Origin of the sequence: Pseudomonas sp. B19125 (assembly GCF_044218855.1) — a bacterium.
GTDB classification, from domain to species: Bacteria; Pseudomonadota; Gammaproteobacteria; order Pseudomonadales; family Pseudomonadaceae; genus Aquipseudomonas; species Aquipseudomonas edaphica.
On record NZ_CP162589.1, the window covers coordinates 4,754,253 to 4,772,346 of the forward strand.

The window sequence follows — 18,094 nt, forward strand, 5'->3', positions numbered from 1 at the left end:
TTATGACAGGAGCACGCTGAATTGATACGCCCCGCCACTGCCGACGATAGTGCCGCTATCGAGGCCATCGTCCAGGCTGCCTATGCGCCCTACATTGAGCGCATCGGCCGCAAGCCCGGGCCAATGCAGGAGGACTACCCGCAGTTGGTCGAAGACGGGGGCGTGCATGTGCTGGACCACGCCGGGCAGGTTCAAGGCGTTGTTATCCTGAGGCACACCGACACGGCGTTGCTGTTGGATAACCTCGCCGTCACCCCACAAGCCCAGGGCCTTGGTTTCGGCCGACAACTGATGGATTTTGCCGAACAGCAGGCACTTGATGCCGGCTACAGTGCCATCCGCCTGTACACCAATGAGGTGATGACCGAGAACCTCGCGCTGTACAGTCGCCGTGGCTATGTGCAAACCCATCGCGCCGAGGAACACGGCCTGCGCCGCGTATTTATGATCAAACATCTATAGGAGCACCCCATGGAAAACCTCTGGCTGGCCCAGGCCAAACGCTTGCAGGCACTGGCGTCCACGGGGCTTCATTTTTGCACTGACGACTTTGAGCGTGAGCGCCTTGAGGAAATTGCCGAGATTGCCCACAGCATGCTCGCGCAACTGGCGGATGTGCCGCTTGCGCGCATCACCGGGCTGGTGCCGGATTTTGCCAAGCGTTATTCAACCCCGATGATTGACGTACGCGGCGCGGTGATCGAGGGCGACCGGATACTGCTGGTGCGCGAATTGACCGACGGCTGCTGGGCCCTGCCCGGTGGGTACGCCGATATCGGCCTGTCGGCGGCGGAAAACATCGTCAAGGAGATCCGTGAGGAAGCCGGGCTGAGCGTCACGGCACGCGCGCTGTACAGCGTCACGCACAAGGCCAAGGGCTTGTATCGCCCGGATGTGCGGGACTTCTACAAGCTGTATTTCCTGTGCGAGCGGGTCGACCAACGGGCGCCGATGGCGGGTTTTGAAACCACTGAAGTGGGCTTTTTTACCCTCGACGACCTGCCGCCCCTGTCCCGTGGGCGCACCATCGAAAGCGACCTTGAAGCGGCGTTTGCGTTTCATCGTGGCGAGACCACCCAGACGCTGTTCGACTGATCCATTTTGTCTCACCGCTGCACTGCTTTCGTGCCTGCTTGGGCGCGCTCGACACAGCTGCCTGGCGACAAATACGCCGCGCTGCCGGTTTGGCACGCGCAGTGCAACAGCGCTGCGTCAGTCATCCAGGGAGCAAGGCCATGACGCAGCAAGAACCGGGTAACGATTACCCCCTCAGCGAAGTGCCGATGCATGCGCGCCAGGGCCTTGCGTCCACCGCCATGGTGTTGCTGGGCTTCACCTTCTTCACCGCGACCATGTTCGCCGGCGGCAAGCTGGGCGTGGCGTTCAGTTTTACCGACATGCTCGGCGTCGTGGCCCTGGGTAACCTGTTGCTGGGTATTTACGCCGCAGGCCTGGGCTACATCGCCTTCAAGAGCGGCTTGAATTCGGTCCTGATGGGGCGCTTCTGTTTTGGCGAGGTGGGCAGCAAACTCAGCGACTTGATCCTCGGCTTCACCCAGATCGGCTGGTACGCCTGGGGCACCGCCACCGCAGCCGTGGTGCTGGGCAAATATTTCGAATTGAACCAAGGCACGGTGCTGGCACTGATGGTGCTGTTTGGCCTGCTGTTCTGCGCCACCGCGTATATCGGCTATCGCGGGCTGGAGATTCTGTCCTATATCGCGGTGCCGGCCATGGGCATCCTGCTGTTGCTGTCGATGTGGGTCGCCACCGTCAAAGTCGGCGGCCTGGAAGGCTTGCTGGCAGTGGTGCCGACGGCGGAGCTGGACTTGTCCACCGCCATCACGCTGGTATTCGGCACTTTTGTCAGCGGCGCCACCCAGGCGACCAACTGGACGCGTTTTTCTCGTTCGGCCAAGGTCGCGGTGCTGGCCAGCCTGATCGGCTTTTTTATTGGCAATGGCTTGATGGTGTTGATCGGTGCCTATGGCGCCATCGTCTATCAGCAACCCGATGTGGTCGAAGTACTGTTGCTGCAAGGTTTCGCCATGGCGGCGATGGTCATGTTGCTGCTCAACATCTGGAGCACGCAGGACAACACCATCTACAACTTCGCCGTGGCCGGCTGCAATCTGCTGCGTACCCGGCGGCGCAAAACCGTAACCCTGGCCGGCGCGGTGATCGGCACCCTGCTGGCACTGCTTGGCATGTACGACTTGCTGGTGCCTTATCTGATTCTGTTGGGCACCGTGATCCCGCCGATTGGCGGGGTCATCATGGCGGACTTCTTCTACCGCTATCGCGGCCAGTACCCGCGTCTGGCCGATGTACGCCTGCCGGCGTTCAATTGGCCAGGGCTGGCGGCGTATGCCGTGGGCACCGTGCTGGCGTTTCACTCACCGTGGGTGGCGCCGTTGGTGGGGATTGTGGCCGCGTCCCTGGCCTACATCGCACTCACCGCGGCCCTGCGCGTGCGCGCACCTTTGGCTGACGTACAGGCATGAACCCGACTGTTGCCATGAGGATGGTAACCTTGTGGCTGATAACCCTGATGACCTGGCGGCTGACTGCCTGATTATCCAAAGCCAAGAGGAACTTGCCCATGCATATCATCAATGCCCGCCTGCGCAACCGTGAAGGCCTGCATGATCTGCACCTGGAACACGGCCGGATCGCCCGCATTACTGCACAAACCGTGGCGCCGACATTAACAGCTGACGATCTCGACGCCGCTGGCAACCTGGTCATACCTCCGTTCGTGGAACCCCATATCCACCTGGATGCGACGCTGACCGCTGGCGAGCCACGTTGGAACATGAGCGGTACCCTGTTCGAGGGCATTGAGTGCTGGGGCGAACGCAAAGCCACCATCACCCAGGAAGACACCAAGGCTCGCGCCAAGAAAACCATCCAGGCCCTGGCCGCCCATGGCATCCAGCATGTGCGCACCCACGTTGATGTCACCGACCCTGACCTCACCGCGCTCAAAGCCATGTTGGAGGTGCGCGAAGAAAGCACGCACCTGATCGACCTGCAAATCGTCGCCTTCCCGCAGGAAGGCATCGAGTCTTACCGCAACGGCCGCGAACTGATGCAGGAAGCCATTCGGCTGGGCGCTGATGTGGTCGGAGGCATCCCGCACTTTGAATACACCCGCGACCAAGGGGTTAGCTCGGTGAAGTTCCTGATGGACCTGGCCGAACGCACCGGCTGCCTGGTGGACGTGCACTGCGACGAAACCGATGACCCGCACTCGCGCTTTCTCGAAGTACTCGCCGAAGAAGCCCGCAGCCGCGGCATGGGCGAGCGCGTCACCGCCAGCCACACCACGGCGATGGGTTCCTACGACAATGCCTACTGCGCCAAACTGTTTCGCCTGCTGGGCCACTCGGGCATCAGCTTCGTTTCATGCCCTACCGAAAGCATCCACCTGCAGGGCCGCTTCGACAGTTTCCCGAAACGCCGAGGCGTCACCCGCGTCAATGAACTGCTCGAGGCCGGCATGAACGTCTGCTTCGGCCAGGACTCCATCGTCGACCCATGGTACCCGCTGGGCAACGGCAACATCCTGCGCGTGCTGGAAGCCGGTCTGCACATCTGCCATATGCTGGGCTACCGCAACCTGCAAAGCGCCCTGGACCTGGTCACCGACAACAGCGCCAAGGCCATGGCCCTGGGTGACCGTTACGGCCTGGAAGCCGGTCGCCCGGCCAACCTGCTGGTGCTTTCGGCAGACAGTGACTACGAGGTGATCCGCAGCCAAGGCCTGCCGTTGTATTCGATCCGCAATGGCAAGGTGCTGATGCAACGCAGACCGGCACAGGTGGAGTTTTTGTAAGCCCCGGGGTCAGACGATTGAATCAATATCCAGTGGCTGCACCCGGCCGGCGCCGTCCTGAAGTGGCGCAGGAATACTGGCGATTTGCGCCAACTTGCGGTTTTCGCGGTGGCGCAACCAGCGTTTCACGCTGGGCTGCAAGCCGGTGGAATGAGCGTGGCTGCCATACACGTCACGCACGTCCAGACGGCGCCAGCGTAACGACTCCAATCGGCGCCGACTGCTGCGCAAGCGGTCGACTTCAGCGTTCAGTGCCTGGTTATGCGCATGCCCATAATCGCGTTGGTTCGGTGGGCGACGACGCTCGAGCTCGCGGTTCTTGTCGCGCAGTTGTTGGGTCATGGTGTCGAGCGCCAGGTCTATCAACTCGAACTCTCTGGCGGTGATCAAAGGCCCCTGGCACTCCACGGTTTGCTGCCAGCGGCGCAGAGTGGCCCACGCGGCTGGAATGTAGCTGGCGGTCATGAAATGCTGGCTGGCCTGGAACAGTTGTTTCAACAGGTTGGCACGCTCGGGCATATCGCCATGCAGTTGCAGTATACGGTTGCATCCCGCCTCAAGGATGGACTCACAACCGGGCGTCCATAACACTGAGGAGTGCGTGCCGTCCGGCAGCTTGATGGGCATGAAGTGCTGTTGTTCGCCGTGATGCTGGTAAGGATTGCCGCCGACGCGCACAAGGCCAGCGGCGAACAGCAGGCCACCCGCACCGGGCGCGGCAAAAAGCGTGACGGCGCCCGGCACCCAGAGTTTGGCGGTGGTGTTCATCCACGTGGCAGGGACACTGGGAACCGGGTCGTTGTGGTTGACGATGCGGTGATGGATAAGGGCTGAGGCGCCGTCGGTAAACTCGGAGTCTGCGGCGCGGGGAGCGCCGTAGGTGTAGAGGAGGATGTTGTACTTACGATCAGGAACGCGGCGTAGCCCTTCAGCCAACAGCAATGCAATGGCACCGCCCAGACTGTGGCCGCAAATCACAATGCGCTGTCCGCTGTAAAATCGGTAAAGGTAGCGCAGAACAAAGTCGCGCATCGCTCGATAGGCCTGATAAAAGCCCTCATGGGCTTTGCCAACACCTTCAGCAAATGGCACTTGGTGGGCATTCGCGTCTCGCAAAGCATCGGCACCACTGGCGGTACCGCGTACAGCGATCAGAATCACTTCGTTGTGGTGACTGATAAACGCCTGGGTATCCGTACCGAAGGCTTCATCGTCAAAAAAGTGCAGGCTAGCTGGATGCTCCTGTTTCTCTTCAAGCTCCGGACGATTTTGTGGATACAACTCAGGATCGAAAGGCAATATCTCAAACCGCTGGGAGTATGGAACCTCTTCATACAACGGGTAGAAGCGTTGAGCCTGATCACGATCGACCTTCCAGGCTTCTTGAAACCCCGAGAGTTTTTCCACGAACAGATTGCCTGCGCTGGGATCCAGGGGAAAACTGACGTGTTCCACCGGAGGTTTTGGAGGTTGCTGGCCAAAATCGCAGTAACTCAATGTGGACATCAACGCCAATTGATACAGGTTCAACGCACAAAACTGATCATCGGTCGACAACATCGGGCGCAGGGCCCGCAAAGGCCGTACCTCCAACACCGTGTGCAGGTTGGGGAACAGCACGACGCCTGACAATGCCGGCTGCGGCGGACCAAACCCCAGCTCAGCCATCATTTTCAATGCATGCCTTGGAGGCTGATAGGTTCTGGAGGCAAACGGCGGCAGGTGGGCACTATGTCGAACCAGGTCGCGCACCTCAACCTGATAAAACCGGTCGGCTTGGCCTTGTGCAGGGTTACCCTCGATACGTTGGCCATCAGCCGCTGAAAATCGGGTGTGTTCGGCGCGGGCTTGAAGTTCGGTGATAGGTAACGGGTAAGTCTTGCGCTTTCTCAATTTGGAATATGGCTCTTCGTCGCCTGAATACTGCGCATCCAAAGAAAGAATGACAGGGCCGCAATAAAACCCTTCCACCTTGGCGTATCCCTCTCCATTCAACCTTCCGTTGTACCGGCGCCCTGTAGTGTCTTGGATTGTGTAGACCAGCCCACCGTAAGCCTTCCCGCTGCCCGTTTCATCCACCAGGCAAACGCTTGCCCAATGTCCTTTCAACGGGCAAGCGGGCATCTTGCTACTGAAAAAAGATTGCTTCCATGCTGCCTGGCTCATGAGTCATCTCCTTGTTAATTGCACGTCGGATAAACATCACAGATACGTCCATCCGGCATCTTTATAGGTTTAAAGTCCGTGGTGTTACTGCCACAGTATCCGGACAGATCTTCAAAGCTTTTACCCCGGCACCGTTTCCATCCCCCTGGTACAGCTAGCCAAGTGTCCTGAAAAGCGGGTGCCTCCTCGTCTATAACGCTCAACGTCAGCCTTACTTTTTTTCCTGGGAGCAGCTCTCTCTGTACTACACCACCCGCCAGCCTTTCTTCCCTTTGCCCCGCTGTGTTCAACGCTCTGCATTCCAACAGTTTCGTGATCGCATGCAAGGGACCCACCGTACGAAAAAACCACATACATTGCCCGGCGAACTCCTGGACACCCGAGTCCGGCATGCCTGCGACACGTTCAGACTCAATGGGATCGGCGAAAAAGATCCCTGCGGAATCCCCGTCGACATCGCTATATCGCTCACCCCACTTCGCATAAAGAGTGAACTCCACGCTACGCAACACCGTAGGGCACCCCTCAATGGTTTCAGTCAGCGGGAACTCATAGCTCACTCGTTCGGCCACGGGTTTGTAATCGGCAATAAAGATCTTGCGTTCCGGCCTTTTGCCTCGACGCTGCGGCAAGGTGCAGAGTTCATATCTGGCGGGACGGTAGTTAGCGGCACCGATGAATCGAAACTGTGCGGGTAAATCCACCTCCAGGGTAAAACGCTTAGCCGGCGGTGCCAGCGCACAACCCGAGAGCCATCCTGCACCGAGCGTTATCAAAACGCTGCGCGTCCACCTATTCATGCTTTTGCCACTCCCGTAACACCCGCTCAAAATGTTCCGACGGCGCCTCGCCCTCTATCGGCTGCCACCGAATCGTGCTGCCTTGCGTCGCCTCCTCCAACCGACGCACCACCAGAAACTCGAGCTGCTGGGGGGCTCGCCATTGCCAGGCACGGGCCTGCTCCAGAACCTGCGCCAGCCAGATTCTGGGGTTCTGAAACTCGACCAAGCCGGCGAGCTTTTCGCTGTGTTCAGTCAGCAGATAACGCAGGATATTGGCGTGCAGAATCACTTCGGCCTGAGGATTGGGCGTGTTCAGCCAGGGCACAGGCACAGGCACGGGATACTCCCCCGGCATTGGGTTTTCACCCCGACACCAACAGCCTTGGTGCCAATAGCACACACCGATCAGTGGGCCGAGAAACACTGGCCAGTGCTCGCCCTGTAAATGGGTCAAAGCACGTGCCAAGGTACGGTTATCGTGAAAGCGATACACGGCCTGGCTTCCCTGGCGCCCTACCAGCAGACGTTCGCGCCAATGCCGAACCACGCCAGCCAGATCATCACCGGGCAGGCTGCCCAGCCAGCCCCAGTTCGTCTCGGGGTGTTGCAGCAGATCAACCAGCGCAGGCTCGTCCGCCTGCTCCACCAACAGAATCAACGGGCCTGCCGCTGCCAACTCGACCAGGGCGGTCTCAGCGTACAGGCTGCAATACTGCGACAGGTTACGCACCGCCAACAGCTGTTGACGTGCGCCGTGGTGACCATCAAGGATCAAGCACAGTCGGCGCCCCGCCTGATGCTGTTCGGCCATCCACTGGCCTGGCTCGTTTGGCATCAGGCAGCCCTCCGCATGAGGGTGCACTGGCCTTCACGACACGCCTCGCACACTGGGCAGAAGTCCGCGCCCAACTGCCGGGCCTCGTCCAGAAGGGTGCCTTGGGCCGTCGAGAGGTTCGGCGCATCCATGGCCGATAATGGGTTCGCGGACCGAGTGAGGGGCGGCAAGCCGCCAACGGTGACAGGCCGGCTGCTGAAAATGCCGCCCGCCTGGATAATCAGGTGCTCGCCTCCAGCCTTGAGGCTCAATTGTGCGCCCGCATCGATGATCAGGCTGGCGCCGGCCTTGAGGACGATCTGCTGCCCGGCCTGGATAACCATGGACTGACCGATATGCGTCTGGCTGTCTCCCTGCACATCCAGCCGATCGTTCGTGCCAAGCATGGCAGTGCGGTCTCCGGTGATGTGTCGCTGCTCGCCACTTTCCAAATGAACCGTGCTTAACCCGCGGATGATTTCACGCCGCTCTCCCGCCACCTCAAGACGACTGTCATGGCCGACCTGCTGTTCCAGGTCCCGTTGGGCGCGCAGGAAGATGAGTTCCTCGCCGTGGCGATCCTCAAGGTGCAGTTCGTTGGCCCCCGTGCCCCCCGGAACACTGCGGCTGCGCAACACGCTGCGTGTCTTGTGTTGCGGCAAAGGGTAAGCCGGCCTGTGCAGCGCATTGGGCAGGCAGCCGTTGATCAACGGCTGGTCCGGGTCGCCTTCCAGAAAGGTCACCAGCACCTCCATGCCCACCCGCGGAATCAGCATGGCGCCGAAGCCATCGCCCGCCCAACCGGATGCTACCCGTACCCAACAACTGCTGTTGTCATCGGTGGGGTCCAGGCGGTCCCAATGAAAACGTACCTTTACTCGACCGTAGGCGTCGCAGTGCACCTCCTCGTCTGCTGGCCCCGTCACGATGGCGGTTTGGCTGCCGTTGAGGGTAGGTTTCGGGTGTCTGATGGGGGGCCGATGCACGGCGCGCCAGGGTGTTGCGGTAAACCGGTTTCGGTAGCCGTGGAATGTGCCCGCCACGGGCGCTGCTTCCTCCAGCACCTGCGGTTGATAGCCTTCGTGATGCACCGACGTGAGCAACCACAAATCGTTGCAGGTGGGATCAGGGTGGTCACACAGCTCAAGAAAATGGCCGCTGCCCAGCGCCGGTTGATCACTTTTGCCCACGGCACGATGGCGGTCACGCAGATGCCGCTCCAAGCCCCTTTGCGCCAATTGCCGACCTCGCGCATGGTCGCTGAAACCACCAGGGTAATGGTAATCCTCAAGGCGCTGCGTCAATGCAGGCCCGGCCTTGTCTTCCAGGCGCAGCGACGGATGCTCGAAGTCATGATCACGGCGCACCGTCAGCTGGGTACGGGTCTCCAGGCGCACGTCGAACTGCCGGATGGCTCTCGTATTGGCTGCCAGCTCGTGCGTCGCGCAAAATCGCTGTGCAGCCAGACGCCGAAACACCGTCTGGTCATCACCGAACACCAGCACGTGATTATTCGGGCCATGGCGAAAGTGGTAGTGAATACCCTCCTCCTCGCACAACCGCTGGATAAAGTGCAGGTCGGTTTCCGCGTACTGAACGCAGAACGGACGGGATGGGTAGGCCACAGGGCCCAGTTCGAAGGCATAGGCGTCCGCCAGAATGCCGTGGTGCTCAAGGACCGCCGCAATAATCTGCGGCACACTGCGTTGTTGGAAGATCCGCTGGTTGTGTCGATGGGCAAGACACGCCAGGCGTGGTGCCAGGGTGAGACGATAGCGAGTGAGCCGAACGCCGGGCCCCTCACGGCCGATAGCGTAGATGCGCCCATGCAGCCCCGCACCGGATTCGCCAAAGTCCAGATAAGCCGGCTGGTGAAGCAGCGCCTCCAGATCCAGAGAGGGATTTTCGCTGACTAAGTGCACGGTAATGAAGTAAGGCTGATCAAGGCCTTCTCGGCCTTTGAAAGCGAGTACCTGAAAGTCATTGTTTATTTCTGGAAGTATCAACTTGAAACGTGGCGCGGCAGATGTTTCAACCATCCCTAAGTTACCCATCATCAATTATTTGACTGAAAGGCCTCCCCCCATCGGGCATTGATTGAACTGCCGGGAAAAAGCGCCTGAACCCAATAAATCTTAGCGATTTCAGGCGGAATTTGACCCTTTAAAAATAAAAAAGACGTTTCGCACAACGTGGTAGGACGTGTCTTTTACAAAATAATAAATTCGCAGAATTTAGTAGCATTCAACAACAAGAAACTTCTTACGCCAACTTTAACCACACAACTAACCGATAAAGAAACGGCTGACACGCATTCAAGATATCAGCCACTTCTGCGCCTTCAGGCTTGCACGCATGCAGTCCCGAACAGACTGACGCTCAGCAGCGTTTCGGCCTGGCACTGTAAACGCACCGGCACTGTGCCACCTGGCATGACCACAGCCACCTCGCCGGCGTCAACCCAACCCGCGCGCCATGCCGCGCAGGCAACTGCGCTCGCGCTGGTACCCGAGGACGCGGTGGGTCCTTCTCCTCGCTCAAATACCCGCGCGATGACCCGATTGCCCGAAGCATGTGCGGCCCATTGCAGATTGATCCCCGCCAAACAAGGTTGGCCGCGCCCACCTGGCGGTGCAAAGGCAATGGCCCGTAACGACTCAAACAGTGCGGGCTGGTGCATCGACTGATTGTCCGGCAAGGCCTGTGCGTGCTCGACGAGCGTCACACAATGAGGATTGCCCACACGGACGAACTGGCTGACGGCCCATTGCGGGTCAATCGCCGCCAGTGCAGCCACATGGCTGAATTCACATTGCCCCAATGTTGCTGCGCCAGTACCGGTAGCGGCCACCGCTGCTGGCCCGAAACTCGGCCGGCCCAAGGCCAGCCAGAAGCCTGCAACCTGTTCAAAGATCGCCGGTTGTGAATAGGTCACCAGCACAGAGACTGAATCCTGCTTGTCGTGATGCACCTGCAACTCACACCCTTGCGTCATCAAACCTTGATCCGTCAGCGCCTGGGAAAAAATCGTCAACCCGTTACCACTGCGTTCGGCGAGCGTGCCGTCAGTATTGACGATCAACACGTCAAACGGCGGCGCAGACTGGAACGGCCCGACCAGCAAACCATCGCAGCGGTGTGCCTTGGGAGTGGCCGCACGCGGTAACGTGCCCCATTCACACTCCGACGCGATAGCCAATGCTGCCCACTCTTTTCGAGTGCTGGCAGCGCGGTCGGCACATTCAGGCACGGCAATGCCCCTGCTGCGTAGGTAGTCGGGGCTGGCCACACCGTAAATATTGCCCCGCGCGTCATAGAACAGAGTCATCGAGACACCTTCCCAAGAAAATTCACCGGAAAATTTCTCCGATTGCCTACACACTTGGTAGCAGCGTATTACAGAAAACCGGCGCAGTGGGAAGTGGACTGGAAGGTGGTAATCCAACGCAAAAACCTGGGGTTCATCCGTTTTCACGCAGATTACGCACCTTCCAGACCACCGCCCAACAATCCGATAGCCTCTGTGTGGTCGCCACCGTCCATGACGTTCCGCTGCTGTAACAATAAACCTGCACCTGCGTGTCAGCCCCTCTCTTCAAGGGAACACGGCTCGCTCGACAGGGCCTGATGTGCAAGGATGTCGCGCCGGACATCGTTCGTTGAACGCAAAACCAAGGATTTTTCATGACTGCCATCCCCACCCCAGCGCCCGTGGTTCCCGGACGGCTGGAACAAATGTCGACGCGCATTGCCTTTTTCATCGCCGGCTTCGGTATCGCGGCTTGGGCGCCGCTGGTGCCCTACGCCAAGGCACGGGCAAACCTCAATGAAGGCACGCTGGGCCTGTTGCTGTTGTGCCTGGGCGTCGGATCGATCATCGCCATGCCGATGGCTGGCGCCCTGGCTTCACGCTTCGGCTGCCGCCGGGTGCTGACCGCCGGCACAATCATGATCTGCCTGGCACTGCCGATGCTCGCCACGGTCAGTTCAATCCCCTTGCTGATCGCCGGGCTGTTCCTGTTCGGTGGGGGCCTGGGCACTGTGGATTCGACGGTCAACCTGCAGGCGGTCATCGTTGAACGTGCCAGCGGCAAAACCATGATGTCGGGCTTCCACGGGTTGTTCAGCCTTGGCGGCATCGTCGGCGCAGCAGGGGTTGCCGGGCTGCTGGGGCTGGGCTTGTCGCCGTTGCAGGCGACCCTGGTGGTGATCGTCATCATGGCGCTTGCATTGTTCAAGGCCGGGCCTCATCTACTGCCCTACGGCAGCGAAAGCTCAGGCCCGGCGTTTGCCGTGCCGCACGGTGTGGTGTTGTTTATCGGCTGCCTGTGTTTCATCGTGTTCCTGGCCGAAGGCGCCGTGCTGGATTGGAGCGCGGTGTTTCTCAATGCAGAACGCGGTCTGGATGAAGCTTACGCAGGCTTGGGTTACGCGGCGTTTGCCTTGACCATGACCGCAGGGCGCCTGACCGGTGATTCGATTGTCCGCCGCCTGGGCGCCACCCGCGTGATCGTCATTGGCGGCGCGCTGGCGACTGCCGGCATGTTGCTCGCGACATTATTGCCGGCCTGGGAAACGGCGCTGTTGGGGTATGCCTTGGTGGGCGCCGGCTGCTCGAATATCGTACCGGTGCTGTACACCGCCGTAGGTAAACAAACGGTCATGCCGGAACATATCGCCGTGCCGGCCATCACCACGCTGGGGTATGCCGGTATTCTCGCCGGGCCTGCAGTTATCGGGTTTATCGCCCATGGCAGTAGCCTGAGCACGGCCTTTGTGCTGATTGCGCTGCTGCTGGCCGGGGTGGCCATCAGCGGTAAAATTCTCAAGGTGTAACAAGCTCACCGCACAAGGCCATGGGCTATCTGGCTTTGTGCGCTTCGTATTGTTCCAGCCAGCGTTCCAGGCTTTTGTTACAAAGCCAACCCTCATGCCTGGGACGCCCCAGCAAACGCATGTTGTTGGCACGCTCCAGCGAACGCAGCAGGCCTGGGCGCTCAATGATATTTTTGGCGGTGTAGACGCAGTGTTCACTGTACTTTTTCCTCGGTAGCCCAGTAGCGGGTTCCAACAGGGGCCGGCCCTGCGAATCGAGGTCGTCAGGATCACTCATCACGATTTTGAGCTGGGTTATTTCCACGTATTCAAGCGCTTCAAAAAATACCGTGCGGTCTTTGGGTATGTCCCGCAACTGTTTGAAATAGCCTTGCAAAGCCATTACGACCTCGGCGTTGCCCTGATCATGAAAAGGGTCCTGGCTGAAGGCGCCAGGGGAGCTGTTACCCAGCAACGCTGCAGCGGCTGCGCTGAGGCTGTCGCGGGTGATGTATCCCGCGCCGTCGATGATCGCGTCGTTCAGCAGCGGGCGGTTGAGAATTTCCCTGACCAGCAGGATCATACGGTCGCGCACCTTACTCTCCACTCAAGGTTTGAGCTGCGATCTGGCGCAACGACGCCTGCGTCAAGCGGCCTTCTTTTAAAAAACCGTGCAGCTCGCCAAAGTGTTTTTCCAGCTCGCCCGCCAATTGGCTATCAGTGGAACTCGGACCTGGCGGTGTGGTGTTGGCGCGAGCCGTGGGTGCATTTTGCAGCGCCTGCTGGCGCAGCGAAGACAAGCCTCCACGCCACAACATGGGTCGCTGCGACGGCAACTCCCGCGTTGCGAATGACTCATCGCCGGGCGAATGAAAAACGCGGGACGATGAAACCCGACCTACCTCTGGCCCGCCCAGGCCGATTGGCTGCGCGCGCAGTATTGCACCCTCAATCTTCATGCTTCATCTCTCGCCTTTTGCAGATCCATGCTTGCCTGAAAGTCAGTACCAGAGTGGCCCGAATCATCGATTCGCCCTCTGGGCAGCAAGCAACCGATATGTGGTTAGCGCCACGCGATAGTTCCGGCCGGCAGGAGCATCCCAATAACAGCATGTAACACTGGATCACCCAGATGTTTGCCCACGCCACCGGGAGCAGAGGCCATTGATCAGCGCAGCCCAGCGAAAAATGGGGCGCCTCAAACAGTGAGCTTTAGAACTGTCGGCAGGCCCTGACGCATGCAGCCCGCGGGCAAAATCATCTGCGACGGGCGCCTGGAATTTTTTTTGACCCACAAATGCTTTCATTCGCAGCGTTTCGGTGGCGTATACCGTCGACAAGGCTGCGCAGGTGTCTTCCTTACTTGACGATGTCGAGCAAGCAACTTCATGCCAGCCATCAAAGGTGCAGCGGCCATCGGTCTGGCCGGATTGAAACGAAGGTGAAGTCATGTCTGGCCTCTGGTTCAGCGTCTGAAAACGACCAGTACGATCAACGTCGCTGGTTACAACCTGTGTGGCGAACGCGCGGAAACAGTTCCTGCCCGGGCCCGGGCAGCTTGGTGAGCACCTTGAAAAACAAGTCAAAAAAAATCGCAGCCCTTGAGCTGCGATTTTTCTTACAAACGGTCGGTCAGAAGCCGACGCTCGCCTGCACGAAGAACGTACGCGGCTGACCGAGGTACAACCCGGCGTTGTTGTCACTGGATCGAGTGTAGTGCTGTTGGTCAAAGACGTTCTTCACGCCCACACCCAGTTTCAGGTTCGACAGTTGCGCGCCGAAGTCATACCCGCTGCGCACGTTGACCGAGACATAACCGGGGATATCGCCGTACTGCCCATCGGCGGTGCCCTGGGTGATGTAGGTGGTGCCAGTACCCGGCGCACGCTGACCGGATTGGGCATAGACGTCCAGGTTATGGGTCCAGTGATTGATGTCGTAGCGCAGGCCCGCCGTCAGCACTTCACGGGAGTAGAGCGGCAGGTCGCGGCCCTTGAACGGCACATCACCCTCGGCAGTCGCCTTGGTGTAGGTGAAGCCCGCGTTGGCAGTCAGGCCATCGAGGCGTTGGTCCAGGTTCGACAGGTCGTAGTGGGCCGAGGTTTCGATACCCTGGTGCCTGGTGGCGCCGAGGTTGGTCCAACCCACGTCGTTGCTCACATATTGCAGCTCATCCGAGAAGTCGATGTAGAACAGCGTCACTTCGCCGCCCCAGACACTGTCGTTGTAGCGTGTGCCGATCTCGTAGGTCTTGGCTTTTTCCGGGTTCAGGCCGTCGGCCGCCTGGTTGACGCGACCGCCCTGCCCGATCTGCGCGTACTGCAGGCTGCCGAATGAGGTTTCGTAGTTGGCGAAGACTTTCCAGGCATCGGAAATGTGGTACATCACGCTCAACGCCGGCAACGGCTCGTTACTATTGATTTTGCGATTCTTTTCCACGGTGCGCACACCGTTCAAGGCAACCACCGGGCGGTCATGCCAGTTGGTTTCAATGTGTTCAAAGCGAATGCCCGGCGTGACGGTCCACTTGCCGATATCGATTTTGTTGTCGATGTAGAACGCGTTGGCGACGGTGCCGCCAGTGCGATCCTGGTAAACATGCCCGTCATTTTGCCCGCCCGGCGTCGGCACGTTGTTGACCAGATTGAGGCTGCTGGCCTGTTCATGCATGCCTTCTTTGAGGTAGCGATAACCGACGCTGACTTCCTGGGTGCTCGGGCCCACGTCGAACACATGGGAGATCCGCGGCTCGATACCGAAGGTGTAGTAGCTGCGCGGGTAGGAACTGATGGTCTTGAGGTCGCGGTTGGCAATGTTGCTGCCACGGAAGCTGTCGATGTAATAGGTCAGCACTTCGGCCTGGGTACGGTCGTCGATCTGGCGGAGGTACTTGAAGGACACATCCTTGCGACGGCCGCTGAAATTGTCCCAATCGCGCACCGACTGATACGGGTTGGCGTCAAATTGCTTCTGGGTCAGGCCGCCGGGCATATCGGCGTTGGCATTGTAATAGTGAAGGTTCAGCGAGAAATCGTCTTGATCGGTCGGCGCCCAGTGGGTCTTGAGGATCACGTCGTCGATGTCGTTGGAGTTGTTGCTGTTGCGGTAGCCGTTGCCATTTACCCCGGTATACAGCAACGCCACGCCCATGCCGTTATCGGCAGTACCGCCGACAAAAGCATTGTCGACGTGTTTCCAGCCGCCGTGGGCAGAGGTTTCCAGGGTGGTGCCGACTTCGCCCGAGGCTTGCTCAGGAATCGCGCGGGTCACGAAGTTGATCACGCCGCCGACGTTCTGCGGCCCATAACGGACAGAACCTGCGCCGCGCACCACGTCGATACTGTCCAGGTTACCGGCAGAAATCGGCGCCATCGACAGTTGCGGCTGACCATACGGAGCGAACGCCGCCGGCACACCGTCGATCAATACGGTGGAGCGCGGCGACAGGCGCGAGGTCAGGCCACGCACGCCGACGTTGAGGGAAATATCGCTGCCACCCGTGCCGTTGGCCTCTTGCACCTGCACGCCAGGGACGCGGCGCAGCACGTCACTGACATTCATCGCCCCCTGCTCCACCATGGCTTCACGGCGGATCACAGTACGTGCGCCCGGATGGTTCTGCACCACTTCGGCATTGGCATCGCCCAGCCAGTCGCCGACCACTTTGATGTCAGTGACGCCCAACTCCACCGGCGAGCCGGCTTCCCCCGTGCCGCTGCGCAGTGGACGAAGGGTCACGGAACCGGCATCGATCTGGTAATCCAGGCCGCTGCCCTGGAGCAATTGGCGCAGAGCCTGCTCGGGAGACAGGTTGCCGTCCACTGCAGGCGCATGCTTGCCCGCGACCATGTCAGGGCTGAAGAACACTTGCAGGGAAGTCTGCTGGCCCAGTTGACTCAGCGCAGCGCCCAGCGGCTGCGAGCGAATATGGATGCCGTCGGCCGCAGAGGCCGCAGGCAGGGCGGAACTGACCGCAAGCGCCAGCGCCAGGGGCGCCCAACGGGAGACTTTATTGTTGTACACGACAAGTTTTTTCACGTCGAACCTAGTCCTGTGATCGCAAGAGTGTGCGGCTGTTAATGCAAACCAGTTGCAGTTGCAGAAGAAGACGAAGAACTCGAAAAAAACCTGAATATCAGCGTGAAATAATTTCCTGACTGCCGTCCGGCAAGGCTCGTACGGCCACTGGCAGGATATGTGGCAGCGCTTTGAGCAAGGCGTCGGTGTCGCTGGATTTGAACACGCTGGTCAGCCGCAGGTTGCTCACCGCCGCCGTGTTGACCCGCAACGGCTGCTCGCGATAGCGCGATACTTCCCGCGCGACTTCGCCGAGGGTGGCGTTGTTGAACACCAACTTGCCCGTGCGCCAGGCTGTCAGCTCATCAGCATTCACGGCATACGCCGTAACGACTTGCCCGGTAGAATCGACATGCGTGCCCAGCCCTGCCGTGAGCATCACGATCTGATCCGACGCACGCCCCTGCACCTTGACCGTGCCGGCCTCGACCACCACGCGGGTCTGGTCGTCATCACGGCGAACATCAAAACGCGTGCCGGTGACCGTGACCTGCCCTGCCCCGGCGGCCACCACAAATGGGCGGCGGGTGTCGTGCTCGACGCTGAACATGGCTTCGCCCTGTTTGATTTCTACGCCGCGCCGCCCCTTTTCATAGTGCACCGCCACCACGCTGCGGCTATTCAGGTCCATCACCGAACCGTCGGGCAATGCCACTTGGCGATGCTCGCCCAAGCGCGTGCTGAACTCGGCACTGTAGGGTTTGGGATGATCAAGCCCGCTGAACAGGCCAAGCCCCAAGGCGATGGCCACCACACTGGCAGCCACGGCGTAACGCACAATAGCGCGACGTTTGGGGCGTTCGACCGGGGCCTCGCACAGCGCTTGCAAACGCGCCGTGGGCACAAGGTCGGCGGCGTTCCACAGGCCTTGCAGCACTTCAAATTCGTATTGATGCTCAGGCTGCTCGGCACACCACGCATCAAAACTCTGTTGTTCTTCGGGGCTCAACTCGGCGTCTTGCAGGCGTACAAACCATTGCGCGGCTTCGTCGCGAGCACGGCTATCCATCGTGGAAGATCCTGTTTCAAAACGGGCAGAGTTCATGGGGCCATCGCGTCCAGGCGGTCGCGCAGATGCCGCAAGGTGCGGATCATATACTTTTCCACCATGTTTTTAGACAGGCCCAGGCGTACGGCGATTTCTTGCTGGGTGAGGCCCTCGATTTTCTGCCAGATAAATATCTTGCGACAGTTAAGCGGCAACTCGGCCAAGGCCCGCTCGATGGAGTCCGCCAATTGGATCGCGTGCATGACATGCTCCGGGTCACCGTTGTGGGGCGAACGCTGATCAAAGGCGTCCAATGCCAGCGCCTCACGCCGGTCTTCGCGACGGTAAGCGTCCACCGCAATGTTGCGCGCCGTTTGATGCAGATAGGCGCGCGGTTGCTCAACGTCGCTCGAACGCGACTCAAGCACGCGCACGAAGGTGTCGTGAGCCAGGTCTTCAGCCTGCTGACGGTTTCTCAGGCGGCGTGTCCAGGTACCGATCAACTCTTCGTAATGCTCGAAAAAGCCTGTTCTGCGGGGCGGCTGAGGAATCATCGCGTGAGCACTGGGAGGCGGGGCGTGAATAGTAATGCTTCCTATTAATCGGAGCAATTG

The 18,094-nt window shown here is 59.7% G+C and carries 15 protein-coding genes; 5 read left to right on the forward strand and 10 right to left on the reverse strand.

All coding sequences use genetic code 11. The annotated features are described in order from the left end of the window. The first annotated feature begins 21 nt into the window (after positions 1-21). From AB4P96_RS21445 to codA, 4 genes are all read left to right on the forward strand, one after another. Complete coding sequence (locus AB4P96_RS21445) at positions 22-462, forward strand: GNAT family N-acetyltransferase (protein ID WP_395600064.1); 441 nt, start codon at positions 22-24, stop codon at positions 460-462. 9 nt (positions 463-471) lie between these two features. Continuing rightward, positions 472-1,095 (forward strand): NUDIX hydrolase, encoded by a 624-nt coding sequence (locus tag AB4P96_RS21450; protein WP_017135298.1) that lies wholly within the window; start codon positions 472-474, stop codon positions 1,093-1,095. A gap of 140 nt (positions 1,096-1,235) precedes the next feature. Continuing rightward, the gene (codB, locus tag AB4P96_RS21455) at positions 1,236-2,504 is read left to right on the forward strand and encodes a cytosine permease (protein ID WP_395600065.1); all 1,269 of its coding nucleotides are present in this window, start codon (positions 1,236-1,238) and stop codon (positions 2,502-2,504) included. 98 nt (positions 2,505-2,602) lie between these two features. Then, the gene (gene codA / locus AB4P96_RS21460; RefSeq protein WP_017135300.1) at positions 2,603-3,838 is read left to right on the forward strand and encodes a cytosine deaminase; all 1,236 of its coding nucleotides are present in this window, start codon (positions 2,603-2,605) and stop codon (positions 3,836-3,838) included. A 9-nt stretch (positions 3,839-3,847) separates the two neighbouring features. Here the strand turns inward: codA and AB4P96_RS21465 are convergent, their stop codons facing one another. The 5 genes from AB4P96_RS21465 to AB4P96_RS21485 form a co-directional block, all read right to left on the reverse strand. Next, positions 3,848-6,004 (reverse strand): lipase family protein, encoded by a 2,157-nt coding sequence (locus AB4P96_RS21465; RefSeq protein ID WP_395600066.1) that lies wholly within the window; start codon positions 6,002-6,004, stop codon positions 3,848-3,850. 14 nt (positions 6,005-6,018) lie between these two features. Next, positions 6,019-6,804, reverse strand: a complete 786-nt coding sequence (locus AB4P96_RS21470) for a hypothetical protein (RefSeq protein WP_236447381.1) — start codon at positions 6,802-6,804, stop codon at positions 6,019-6,021. Beyond that, complete coding sequence (locus AB4P96_RS21475; RefSeq protein WP_236447380.1) at positions 6,797-7,621, reverse strand: DUF4123 domain-containing protein; 825 nt, start codon at positions 7,619-7,621, stop codon at positions 6,797-6,799. Before AB4P96_RS21475 ends, AB4P96_RS21470 begins: the two co-directional genes overlap by 8 nt. Continuing rightward, positions 7,621-9,639: a type VI secretion system tip protein TssI/VgrG gene (gene tssI, locus AB4P96_RS21480; RefSeq protein ID WP_395600996.1), complete on the reverse strand. Its 2,019-nt coding sequence runs from the start codon at positions 9,637-9,639 to the stop codon at positions 7,621-7,623. Before tssI ends, AB4P96_RS21475 begins: the two co-directional genes overlap by 1 nt. A 302-nt stretch (positions 9,640-9,941) precedes the next feature. Beyond that, positions 9,942-10,928 carry a diaminopimelate epimerase gene (locus AB4P96_RS21485; protein ID WP_099550073.1) on the reverse strand — a complete coding sequence of 329 codons (987 nt, stop codon included), beginning with the start codon at positions 10,926-10,928 and terminating at the stop codon, positions 9,942-9,944. Positions 10,929-11,284: 356 nt separating this feature from the next. On the opposite strand from AB4P96_RS21485, the gene AB4P96_RS21490 reads away from it, so the two are divergent. Further along, positions 11,285-12,436: an MFS transporter gene (locus AB4P96_RS21490; protein WP_017135306.1), complete on the forward strand. Its 1,152-nt coding sequence runs from the start codon at positions 11,285-11,287 to the stop codon at positions 12,434-12,436. A 25-nt stretch (positions 12,437-12,461) separates the two neighbouring features. On the opposite strand, the gene AB4P96_RS21495 is transcribed toward AB4P96_RS21490, so the two are convergent. From AB4P96_RS21495 to AB4P96_RS21515, 5 genes are all read right to left on the reverse strand, one after another. After that, a complete protein-coding gene (locus AB4P96_RS21495) occupies positions 12,462-12,998 on the reverse strand; it encodes a type III secretion effector protein (protein ID WP_178110951.1) in 537 nt (178 codons plus the stop codon). 13 nt (positions 12,999-13,011) lie between these two features. Next, positions 13,012-13,233 carry a hypothetical protein gene (locus AB4P96_RS21500; protein ID WP_099550076.1) on the reverse strand — a complete coding sequence of 74 codons (222 nt, stop codon included), beginning with the start codon at positions 13,231-13,233 and terminating at the stop codon, positions 13,012-13,014. 814 nt (positions 13,234-14,047) lie between these two features. Further along, entirely contained in the window at positions 14,048-16,453 is a 2,406-nt protein-coding gene (locus tag AB4P96_RS21505) for a TonB-dependent siderophore receptor (protein ID WP_395600067.1), read from the reverse strand. A gap of 97 nt (positions 16,454-16,550) precedes the next feature. Further along, the gene (locus AB4P96_RS21510) at positions 16,551-17,501 is read right to left on the reverse strand and encodes a FecR family protein (RefSeq protein WP_170040677.1); all 951 of its coding nucleotides are present in this window, start codon (positions 17,499-17,501) and stop codon (positions 16,551-16,553) included. A 32-nt stretch (positions 17,502-17,533) separates the two neighbouring features. Further along, positions 17,534-18,034, reverse strand: coding sequence for a sigma-70 family RNA polymerase sigma factor (locus AB4P96_RS21515; protein ID WP_017135310.1), 501 nt, complete (start codon positions 18,032-18,034; stop codon positions 17,534-17,536). Between the last annotated feature and the right edge of the window lie 60 nt (positions 18,035-18,094).